11 protein-coding genes and 1 pseudogene are annotated in these 11080 nt (G+C 39.9%); all 12 read right to left on the bottom strand.

What is annotated here, in order from left to right:
* Positions 1 to 235: 235 nt before the first annotated feature.
* Positions 236 to 949: a Fic family protein gene (locus FKN93_RS16390; protein WP_000126165.1), complete on the bottom strand. Its 714-nt coding sequence runs from the start codon at positions 947 to 949 to the stop codon at positions 236 to 238.
* 211 nt (positions 950 to 1160) lie between these two features.
* Positions 1161 to 2021, bottom strand: coding sequence for a hypothetical protein (locus tag FKN93_RS16385; RefSeq protein WP_166538177.1), 861 nt, complete (start codon positions 2019 to 2021; stop codon positions 1161 to 1163).
* Between the two features lie 642 nt (positions 2022 to 2663).
* The gene (locus FKN93_RS16375; RefSeq protein ID WP_170905663.1) at positions 2664 to 3131 is read right to left on the bottom strand and encodes a hypothetical protein; all 468 of its coding nucleotides are present in this window, start codon (positions 3129 to 3131) and stop codon (positions 2664 to 2666) included.
* A 790-nt stretch (positions 3132 to 3921) separates the two neighbouring features.
* The gene (locus FKN93_RS16370; RefSeq protein WP_026028286.1) at positions 3922 to 4170 is read right to left on the bottom strand and encodes a DUF3297 family protein; all 249 of its coding nucleotides are present in this window, start codon (positions 4168 to 4170) and stop codon (positions 3922 to 3924) included.
* A 294-nt stretch (positions 4171 to 4464) separates the two neighbouring features.
* On the bottom strand, positions 4465 to 4647 hold the full coding sequence (locus tag FKN93_RS16365; protein ID WP_170905662.1) for a DUF645 family protein: 183 nt from the start codon (positions 4645 to 4647) through the stop codon (positions 4465 to 4467).
* A 983-nt stretch (positions 4648 to 5630) separates the two neighbouring features.
* Complete coding sequence (locus FKN93_RS16360) at positions 5631 to 6056, bottom strand: GNAT family N-acetyltransferase (RefSeq protein WP_158137391.1); 426 nt, start codon at positions 6054 to 6056, stop codon at positions 5631 to 5633.
* A gap of 133 nt (positions 6057 to 6189) precedes the next feature.
* Positions 6190 to 6504 carry a DNA-binding transcriptional regulator gene (locus FKN93_RS16350; RefSeq protein ID WP_017049537.1) on the bottom strand — a complete coding sequence of 105 codons (315 nt, stop codon included), beginning with the start codon at positions 6502 to 6504 and terminating at the stop codon, positions 6190 to 6192.
* Positions 6491 to 6823, bottom strand: coding sequence for a type II toxin-antitoxin system RelE/ParE family toxin (locus tag FKN93_RS16345; RefSeq protein ID WP_170905661.1), 333 nt, complete (start codon positions 6821 to 6823; stop codon positions 6491 to 6493). Before FKN93_RS16345 ends, FKN93_RS16350 begins: the two co-directional genes overlap by 14 nt.
* A 208-nt stretch (positions 6824 to 7031) precedes the next feature.
* Positions 7032 to 7565, bottom strand: a complete 534-nt coding sequence (locus FKN93_RS17775; protein ID WP_249374211.1) for a hypothetical protein — start codon at positions 7563 to 7565, stop codon at positions 7032 to 7034.
* Positions 7566 to 7611: 46 nt separating this feature from the next.
* Positions 7612 to 7738 (bottom strand): annotated as a pseudogene (locus FKN93_RS16335) (DUF3265 domain-containing protein).
* A complete protein-coding gene (locus FKN93_RS16330) occupies positions 7731 to 8555 on the bottom strand; it encodes a hypothetical protein (RefSeq protein ID WP_170905660.1) in 825 nt (274 codons plus the stop codon). The pseudogene FKN93_RS16335 and the gene FKN93_RS16330 overlap by 8 nt, the downstream one beginning before the upstream one ends.
* A gap of 1530 nt (positions 8556 to 10085) precedes the next feature.
* Positions 10086 to 10919: an abortive infection family protein gene (locus FKN93_RS16315; RefSeq protein WP_170905659.1), complete on the bottom strand. Its 834-nt coding sequence runs from the start codon at positions 10917 to 10919 to the stop codon at positions 10086 to 10088.
* Between the last annotated feature and the right edge of the window lie 161 nt (positions 10920 to 11080).

The following is an 11080-nucleotide window of genomic DNA, read 5'->3' as shown; positions in this document are numbered from 1 at the left end:
CCATATTATATACCTTTTTCATGAATGATAAGTCTACTTATCTGTTCTCATAGCCAACTTGAGATAAGCAAATTTAAGATAGACCATCAAATAGAATGCATCAAGGCTCATAAAAAATATAACGCCCTGTTAAGTAGTGAGGCATGCATTACAAGAGTCTCTGCATCACTACGTAACCACTAAAATCACTGCAAACCAAAAATGCCACGCATGCCGAATCTACTTGAACAGTTTGTTAGCCGATTTTCAGATCTAGCTTGAAATTACGAATGATTTTTTCATCCAAACAGCTACGTAAAAACTTATTCATTGCTGTCATGTCATTAGAAGAATAGAAGTCGAGCATGAGCGTATTAAACTCTTGCTGACGCTTGGCTTGCACATTAATGATAGGGAAACCGTTAGCTAACAAAATGCCGTTCATCATGAACCGGCCTGTACGTTTGTTAACATCCCAAAAAAATTGAGCGCGTGCCATTTGTAAAAATGCAGTAATTGCTTGATCGTAAACATCAGATTCGCTATTCACCTGACTCTCAACTTCAAGCCATTTTTCGTCCAACGCATCTGGAGCAGGAGGCTCATACTCTGAACCCGTAATAGAAACGTAACCAGAGCGAAATTTACCCCACTCTAACGCTTCTTCTTTGCCAGCGATATTGTGGATTTTTAAGGCGGTTTCTTTATTAAATTGAAACTCACCTTGATCAACTAAGCCAAAAATGAGCTCCCATGCTCGAGCTTGGTTCATTGCCATATTTTGATCACTAATACGATGGCCACCTACGGTGATCCCATCAAGAATGGTTTGCACCTCAGGTAAAGTCATTGCAACACCCTCGAGGTTAACAGCGTCATAAACCAAAGCTGGTACATCTCTTTTGGCAAGTTGTTTAGCCAACGGTATATTTGGTTTCATATTCCACATGTTATCAGTCAATGCTGTCATGGTGTTCTTCTTCAATGTAAGTAAAACTTGGCTAAGTATACACTTACTGATGAGTAAGGTGCTAGAAGTCGGCTAACGCCCGCCTAAGGGGCTGGCAACGCATACACTAAACTCCACTACACCAACCGTAATCACTTCTGCTCATTGGGACTGGAAACGCCGCGCGTTGACAGTCCCTCTTGAGGCGTTTGTTAGCTTTATTTTCAAACGATCATCTTGCTTTATTAACCAACTTTTGAAACGCATCAATAGTACATAAAAAAGTATGAATGTACTTTACATCATGACTACCTAGAGCAAATGGCTGGTTGTATTCTTTGGCTTGCATAGCATTCACAAAAACACCAATGACGATGAAAATTTCATCTATTACCGCTTCAATATGATCTGGTGCATGAGCATTGATTGCTTCATATGGGCGGATACAGACTATGTCATCGTTACCTAAAACTGGAATTGCGATACTTCTAAGCCCCCCACCGTCATCACAATGAACAGCTGAAGACGTAATGTTCTTTAGTTCCTTGCGATGAGAGAGATAATCTATTATGTCTTCCTCAGGAAATACCAGAGAATATGCCTTTGACACATACTGATATATCTTTCCATAAGCAATTTCTTGTTTCCAAAATTTCTTTTGATCAACATTATCATTTAGAAAATATTGCTCAGAAAATTCAGAACTTACGAGAACTGCAAATGCTAGTTCATTTGACTCAAATAAATTTCTGGTTAACACCCGAGCAGATTCTTCAAGACCAAGAGATATTGTTTCTCTGAAAGCGATTGAGATATTACTTGAACGTCGAAGCTGAGCATAAAGAGTCGTTCGCCTACGATCTTTGTTTGGGACTTCAAACATTTCAGCAAGCAGCATTAATACTTCAATTGCTCTATCTAAAGCAAATACTTGATATGGTATTTTCTCAATAGCCATACTAGATATCTTTTTTCTTCCTAAAGATAAGTAATCATCAACATTCATGATCTGTGGTACGTCAGACAATCCCAATTGTAGAGACGCATCTTCAACATAAGATCTATATTCTTTTTCAATATCACTGTACGTCATTAATTCCCCATAAAGCTAACGCCGCATTAAGGGGCAAGCAACGCTAGCAGCTGAACTTAAACTAACCTGCCGTAACCTCAAATGCGCATCCAAACCAAAAATGCCACGCGTTGATTGTCCCTCTTAAATGCTTTGTTATGTAACTTTACTAACTATTTCAAAGCATTATAAAGAACAGCATTACCAAATATCGTTTAACTTACATGAAAAGTTAGCAGTAACCCAGTAGAATTCGCGTGACAACGACGAAGCTATGAGCCCTAGTCCAAAGAAAAAAATGACTACCACCAAGCTCATCGCAAACCCACTGAACCATTTAGAACCAGCTAAAAACTCGAAGAACAAGAAGACGAAAACTAAGCCAATATGAATAAGACTGACTTTACAAACTTTATAAATAACCAATTAAAACAATAAGTTAAAATCATAAAACATGTAAAATAGAAGCTAACTTAAAAATGCAAAAGCATAAAAACACTTTAACTTTCAATATATTGCGGTCTTTTTCTCTACGGTTACATAACGCCGCATTAAGGGGCAGACAACGCGACTACCAACTTTCCGCATAACACCGTAATCACAAAAACCAACGCATAATAAAAATGCCACGCGTTGGCTGTCCCTCTTAAATGCTTTGTTAGCTTAAAACTCAGCCATTAACTCATTAACCTTTATATACAGATTGTTAATCCAATCACTATATGCAGTCACATGAACCTGAAACTCAGCAGAGGAAGTGTTTGTAAGCAGGTTATGCGCTTTCCGCCTCGAGCTTTCAGCTACGTTTAGATCATGATTTAGCGAGTAGAGCGACGTTAATTTGGGCACATCAAGTGCAGACACTACTTCATTGGGCAAATGCGAGATATTGCCAACCGGAGCATCTAAGACTTTATGCTCTTTTATAGCGTCTAAATGGGAAGCAAGTCTGTCGCTGACAACTAGTAATTGTGCTCGAACTAATTTATCGGCACTATCTTTAGCATCTTTTTTGACACGCTTCACCTCCATCTTTGGTAACCAAAATGCAGCTAACACCGCCAAAAAAGTAGCAATTGCAGCGACCCATGTTCCTACCATGTTCCAATACGAAATAGCTTCTACTGTCATATTTCCTCTTTAAGCTAACGCCCGCTTAAGGGGCAGCCAACACCACTACCAAGCTTCCGCATAACACCGTAACCACACAAACCAACGCATAGTAAAAATGCTGCGCGTTGGCTGTCCCTCTTGAAGCGTTTGTTAGGCATATTACCGTAAGAGTAAGTCACCATTCCACCAATAGCTAACTCATTGATATTATTAAATTCATCGAAAAAACGTACTTTGGATTTTACTTTCGAAGAGTGAGAAAATTTTAAAATAGCAACGGCAAACCTACGGTGAAAAGATGTCCGCAACAAATTATTTGAACATTGCCACATCAATTTGTATTTTATTTGGTGCTCTTAGATATCTATACGTCTGCTGGCAAAACAGTACAAGTCCCATTCTTGAGTCTTTAGTCACAACTGCTTTGACTGCTGGCTCAATTCCGGTTGGTTTTATCTTGGTTATATGTGGCATAAATTTCGATTTTATAAAACAATTCGAAGGAATTAACTTGTATCTTACTTTAGCCGGAATTTGTGTATTGTTCATCGCAGTAAGACAGATGTTATGACGCACCAAACTATTTATTTGCCTAACGCCCGGCTAAGGGGTTGACAACGCACCGCCGAACTCAAAAAACACACTGTAAACACTGAACTTCAATTTTGCACTAAAGTCGCCAAGCGTTGGCAATCCCTCTTGAGCCGTTTGTTATATGTTTGGATGAGAAACCTAGCTAGATCTTGAATGCAATGCATTGAATTACATATTTATCAACACATTGCATGCGGACGGTATAAAATGCAGCTTATTTATAAAAAGCTTCAACTTCACCTTTTAACTTAATCAGCATCGGCTGGCCAAAACGATCTTTAGCTTTCGGTGAAGGAATTTTCACCCACCCTTCACTAATGCAGTATTCTTCAACATCAGTACGTTCTTTGCCATTTAGACGAATGCCAATGTGATGTTCAAAGCATTCCGCTACATAGTGTGGGCTGCGAGGATTACCAGCAAGGTGATCCGGCAAAGCGGGTTTAGCTGTAGTGTCGTTCATATTCATAACCTAAAATATGTAAAAAAGTGCGCTATTGTAGACAATACAAGCCGACCGCTCAACACAGTAAAGATGCATATTTCATATGCAGTATAGACCGTAGAGCTAGATGACATATAACGCCCGCCTAAGGGGATGGCAACGCATAACACTAAACTCAATCGCAACAACCGAAACCACCGCGGCTCATTGGGACTGGAAACGCCACGCGTTGACAGTCCCTCTTGAGGCGTTTGTTAGTTTCGTAGCCCATTGTTTAACAATGATTTTTAACACCTTTACTTGAAAAGTATTTTACGCAAATGCATCGAACATGCACACGTCCAACGCCAAAAGCTGTGAAGTTACCTGCCAAATCTCAAAACGATCAAGGTTAAGTTGGCCACGGTTAAGAGTCCGCAACAAAGAAAGCAAGCTCACAGCGATAATGCTGCCTTTTGTGAAACCAAATTTGCCGTGTTGAATATCCGACAACATTGGAGCTTCGAGGCTTGTGGGTTTTCAGCGACTTTTAAATAGCTGAACTTTCAACACTTTCTACCAAATCAGCATCAGGAAAAACTCAAAAGCCAAATAGTGCGACTTGAACGCTTAAGCCTGATTTTTCAGGGCATTGAATCTGAGCTTTTGATGGTTTTTTCTAGATAGAAACTAACGCCCACTTAAGGGGCTGACAACGCGACTACCAAGTTTCCACACAACACTGAAACCACCGAAATCAACGCATAATGAAAATGCTGCGCGTTGGAAGTCCCTCTTGAAGTGTTTGTTATGCTTTATTACTCATTGATTACATTGAGTTTTTACAATGTTCATTGCTTACGAACACTTTAACTCAAAATGATAAACTTGCCTACTTTCAGCAATCATTGGTGCAAATAAGATCCCAAATAAGTTGAAGCGAATTAGCCTGCGGAATCAATGGGCAAACAACACCAAAGGAAGAGACCGTTCAGCGACAAATGAACCTTTTGTGTACACAATTTATCAGAGCAAAGCCGGAAAAAAGCGCAAAATCATCGATAAACTTGAACTAACCAAACACTGTCAGCAATCAAGATGTTCATGAGTTCCCAAACACGCTGAAGCGAAATAGCTCGTGGAATCAATGAGCCAGCAACACCAAAGAAAGAGACCTTTCAGCAAAAATAGAACCTTTTGCGTACACAATTTATCAGGGCAAAGTTGGCCGAAAAAACAGAAGCCTCGTTCAACTTTCCATAGCCACAAAAAAGAACAATAAACTCATAATATCAATAAATTAGAATAGGAAAACTTCTAAATCAGACTGAGTTTTCCCATTAAAATTTATATATTGATTTTGCTGAGGTTCAATAAAGCATAACGCCGCGTTAAGGGGTGAGCAACGCAACTACCAACTCACCGCATTGCACTAAAAACTAATAAAATCAATGCATAACGAAAATGCCACGCGTTGCGAATCCCTCTTTAACGCCTTGTTAGGTTTTTAAGCTGAAGCTCATGTGATAATAACCACCAAATTCATCATCTACTTGCGACACAATTGCAAAACCTTGTGACAAATAGAACTCAAGTGCCTTTTGATTTTGAACCATACATTTAAGACTCAAATAGCCATATTTTGCTTTAGCACCATTAAGTAATATTGAACCAATACCTTGACTCTGATATTCGCTGGAAACATACAAATGATGAACAAATCTGTCCGGTTCCCAAATCGAGATGAAACCTGCAACTTGACCTAAAACCTCAACTAGCCAAATTCGTTCACCATGAGTATCACGATCAAAGTCTTCTAATCGAAAGCTGTCCGTCTTGAGCCAGGTAAAACTATCTCTTCTAGAGTGAAAATAGAGCTTCCTTAATGATTCCAGATTACAAACACTAAACTCTTTGATTTCCATGTATAACCTTAAACCTAACGCCGCGTTAAGGGGCAGCCAACGCTACTGCCAAGCTTCCGCATAACACCATAATCACAAAAAACCAACGCATAATAAAAATGCCACGCGTTGGCTGTCCCTCTTGAACGCCTTGTTATAGCTCAGCTATATGTGACAGGGTTTCTGGATGACGCTGAACCAGCTTTAACAGGGTTACTGCTTGTCCATTTGGTGCGCTACGCCCTTGTTCCCAGTTTTCTAACGTACGAGATGAGGTGTGCAACAAACGAGCAAACACACCACGAGACATATTAAACTGCTCTCGAATACTCACGATTTCATCAGGTGAGATATTTAACTCACTGATGTCATTAACTTGATGAGTTTTAAGGGTAAGTTTGCCCTCTGAATGCTCTTTAGCCTCAACAAGTGCTGAACTTAACTCTGCAAATAGATCACGATTGCTCATTACGCCACGCCTCCATAAAAGCCTTTAGTTGCTTCTTTTGGTCTGCGGTTAAGTCGGACATTTCATTCTTGCCGTAAACCGTTAGCAAGTAGAAACGACGCTTCTCATCGAGGAAGTAATAGATCACGCGAGAGCCACCACGCTTGCCCTTACCTTTACTTGCAACTCGAATCTTTCGCAAACCACCTGTACCTTGAATCACGTCACCCTGCTTCGGGTTAGACATTAACTCAGCTTGAAAAAGCCTAAATTCATCATCGCTGAGATATTCATTGCGGTACTTTTCAAATATGGTTGATTCGACAAATACACTTTTCATACGTCAAGTGTACGCAATTGACGTATAGATAGCAACACTATACGTGATTAACGTAGCCATAATTTTTGAGCGGTAAATCTGACCTGAGCTATAACGCCCGCTTAAGGGGCTGACAACGCTACTACTAAGTTTCCGCATAACACCGTAACCACCGAAATCAACGCACAATAAAAATGCCACGCGTTGGAAGTCCCTCTTGAAGCGTTTGTTATGGCGAAATCTTAGCCAACTCCGCTTTGAAAGCCTCACATAATTTCGACTGGATCAAGGGAAGTTCTTTATCCGCACGAATCCATAGATCAAGCATCTTAGAATCGAGTGTTTTACCTAAACCACTTTGCTTGAGCTGATAACCTCTAACAACTTGATAAAAGGCTGAATGCTGGTCAAGAAGTTGGTCTACAAGATTGCAAATATCATCAGAGAGCCAAAGCTTAGCAAGTCTGTATTGTTCGGCAAACTTCTTAACGTCTAATTCCAAGCTCAACACCCTTTCCTTTTCTAGCTCACCCTGCATCCTTACTACATATGATGTAGCATCAGAAGCTTGAACTGACGCTTCATATAGCTTTGAAATTGATTCAATCTTTCTGGCGTGAATTTGCTCAAAAACGTAATTGCGTCTCTTTGCTTTTGATGAAATGTACTCTGACAGAACTCTTTCGATCGTTTGCCGAAACAACAATGAAAGAAAACCAACAATGACTGATGCTCCACCTAAATAAGCCAAAAACTCCTGCAAGAAACCTCCCAAAAAACTAAAGTCAAAATTGCGCCATAACGCCCTGTTAAGGTGTGAGCAACGCAATACCGATGCTTCCGCATGCCACCTTAAACACTAAACACAACGCATAGCAAAAATGCCAAGCGTTGCGAATCACTCTTAAACAGTTTGTTATAAATCTGATCAGACACTTTCTCTAAGTAGCATTGCTACCCACTTTTTTTCACGTTCATCTAACTCGATCTCATCAAGCCCGTTCTCCCAAAAGCCTTTGCGATACTGAGCATTTTTTAAATGACTTTTAAGTTTCACTATTCTGATGAGAGACATCGAGCCATTAACTTTTCGTGTTTCCTCACCCAATCTATTATTTATTTTGTTAGCTGTATGGACTTTAGCTATAGCGGCTTTTTTCATGTCAGTAGGGCATATATCACCAAGACGAACGCCTTCTGCCCATAAGAGATCAATCAATATCAAGCAACGTCGTCTTATTCCGTCATGATAAACCAACCAATCTTGCACTTCCCTCCTAATTCCTCTATGCGCTCTGCTCTCCATTGGGTCATGATCTTGAGGGTAGTAAACATCGAGAAGTACTCTTAGTGGACGACCTTGTCGCAGTAACTCACTGCCAAATATCGGATATACATCTTTGATGTCTAAGTGCCCTTGAAGAATACGTATACAAATATCACTAAATATATTGGATACTCCTCGCACTGACTCTAGTGCCCATACTGTAGGCGCACTTAAAGAATAATCCCCTTTTAATTGCTCTAATTCTGTAAGTTGAGCTTGGTCTGCGACTTGATAATAGTCCTTTTCTCCTCGTCCAACATACACTGTTCTCGCCCATTGTTTTTTTAAGCCCCACCACCTGTTTCTATAATCCTGAAGTAAAGCAAGTTGATTTTGATGCTTTTGGCTAAACAGCATTCTAATCTGAGCAATACCTACTAGAACAAGCAGTGCAGTCAAAAAAGACATCGTTAATTCATTACTCATATTTAATTACACCCAATGTTGAGTAGGATTTATAACGCCCGCTTAAGGGGCTGACAACGCTACTACCAAGTTTCCGCATAACACCGTAACCACAAAAGCCAACGCATAATAAAAATGCCACGCGTTGGAAGTCCCTCTTGAAGCGTTTGTTATGTTTTATTACTTATTGATTACATTGAACTTTTACAAAATTCATTTGTTCGCAGCAGTTTAACTCAAAATGACAAACCAGCCTACTTTCAGCAATCATTGTTGTCGATAAGATCCCAAACAAGTTGAAGCGAATTAGCCTGCGGAATCAAGGAACAAATAACGTCAAAGGAAAAGACCTTTCAGCGACAATTGAGCCTTTTACGAACAAAATTTATCAGAGCAGAGCCGGACAAAAACGCACATTCGCCGATAAACTTGCGCTAACCAAACACTGTCAGCAAACTAGATGCCAATGAGATCCCAAACAAGTTGAAGCGAAATAGCCGGTGGAATCAATGAACAAGCAACAACAAAGAAAGAGACTTTTCAGCGACAATCGAACCTTTTGCACACACAATTTATCAGAGCAGAGTTGGCCGAAAAAGCACAAGCATCGTTCAACTTTCAATAGCCACCAAAAAGGACAATAAACTCATAATATCAATAAATTAGAATAGGAAAACTTCTAAATCAGACGGAATTTTCCCATTAAAATTTTTGAATTGATCTTGCTGAGGCTCAATAAAACATAACGCCCGCTTAAGGGGCTGACAACGCTACTACCAAGTTTCCGCATAACACCGTAATCACCAAAATCAACGCATAATAAAAATGCCACGCGTTGGAAGTCCCTCTTGAAGCGTTTGTTATGCTTTATTACTTATTGATTAAATTGAACTTTTTCAAAGTTTATTGGTTCAATCCACTTTAACTCAAAATGATAAACTTACCTACTTTCAGCAAGTATTGTTGCCGATAAGATCCCAAATAAGTTGAAGCGAAATAGCCTGCGGAATCAAGGGGTCAACCACACCAAAGGAAGAGACCTTTCAGCAACAGTTGAACCTTTTGCGTACACAATTTATCCAGAGCAGAGCCGGACAAAAGCGCACAAACATCGATAAACTTGCGATAACCAAACACTGTCAGCAAGCAAGATGTTCATGAGATCCCAAACCTGTTGAAGCGAAATAGCCTGTGGAATCAATGAACCAGCAACACCAAAGAAAGAGACCTTTCAGCAACAATCGAACCTTTTGTGTACACAATTTATCAGAGCAGAGTTGCCGAAAAAGCACAAGCATCGATCAACTTTCAATCGCCACCAAAAAGAACAATAAACTCATAATATCAATAAATTAGAATAAGAAAACTTCTAAATCAGACTAAGTTTTCCCATTAAAATTTATATATTGATTTTGCTGAGGCTCAATAAAGCATAACGCCGCGTTAAGGGGTGAACAACGCAACTACCAACCTTCCGCATTGCACTAAAAACCAATAAAATCAACGCATAATGAGAATGCCGCGCGTTGTGAATCCCTCTTGAACGCTTTGTTAGCTCGCTGACTTACGTTTTTCGTCCCAAGTTTCAAGCACAAACATCGCTATTGTATGCGCAGAGTGAATTGCCAAACGAGCATGACGAGGTTTTAATTTATACATAATTCGACCCTCACCGTGCGCTGAACTGGCATGTGTGCGAAACGCTCCAATACCGTCAACAATTGACAGAATGCCTGATAACACTCTTTTTAAGTCATCATCTTGAACTAATTTAGGATCGAAACCTAAATCACCACGCACAACTTTCCAAACGTTTTGTAGATCTTGCTTTTGAGGTTGTGCTAATTGCTCATCAACAATATAGACCTTAAATATGGATTCCAAAATGTTGCAAGCTGCTGACACTGATTCTCTAGGTTCGGAGTTTACATTTGCTAGCGCTCTTGTAAATTCAGCTTCAATTGAGGGAATGTCTCTACCTTTAATTAAGTCAGACAAGGAGCGACTTGGGGCTGAACTACCATCAGATACAATACCACCATTAATGTAAGTTAGATTGCACTGCGCAAGAATTGACTCAAGCTTTTCTTTGAACTCCTTTTTATGATTTGTAACGTTAGTTCCCCACAGGAAGACCTCTTCCTCTTCTTGCTTTGGTAACTCCATATACGTTTCAATCAACTTACCAAGGACTTTTAATGGCTCGCCTGATTCTTTGTTAATTCGTCTTAGCCACGCTTGAACTTTAACAGGCTTAGAACCTTCAGGCGGCTCCCCTGGAGCATCAGCATATAAGAATAGGTTATCGAGACTTGCATGAGTCTCGAGCGCAGATAAGTTGTCTGATAAAACCGCGATTATAGGCGCAGGAATGTCTTTTCTCATATTGCCTCTTAATTAAAAATTGATGATTGCGAGCTAACGCCGCGTTAAGGGGTGAGCAACGCAACTACCAACTCACCGCATTGCACTAAAAACTAATAAAATCAACGCATAACGAAAATACTACGCGTTGCGAATCCCTCTTGAACGCCTTGTTAGCCGTT

Origin of the sequence: Vibrio sp. A8-1 (genome assembly GCF_013048685.1) — a bacterium.
GTDB lineage: Bacteria > Pseudomonadota > Gammaproteobacteria > Enterobacterales > Vibrionaceae > Vibrio > Vibrio metschnikovii.
Note: the sequence above shows the minus strand (reverse complement) of the source record. Positions and strands in the feature narration are given on the sequence as shown.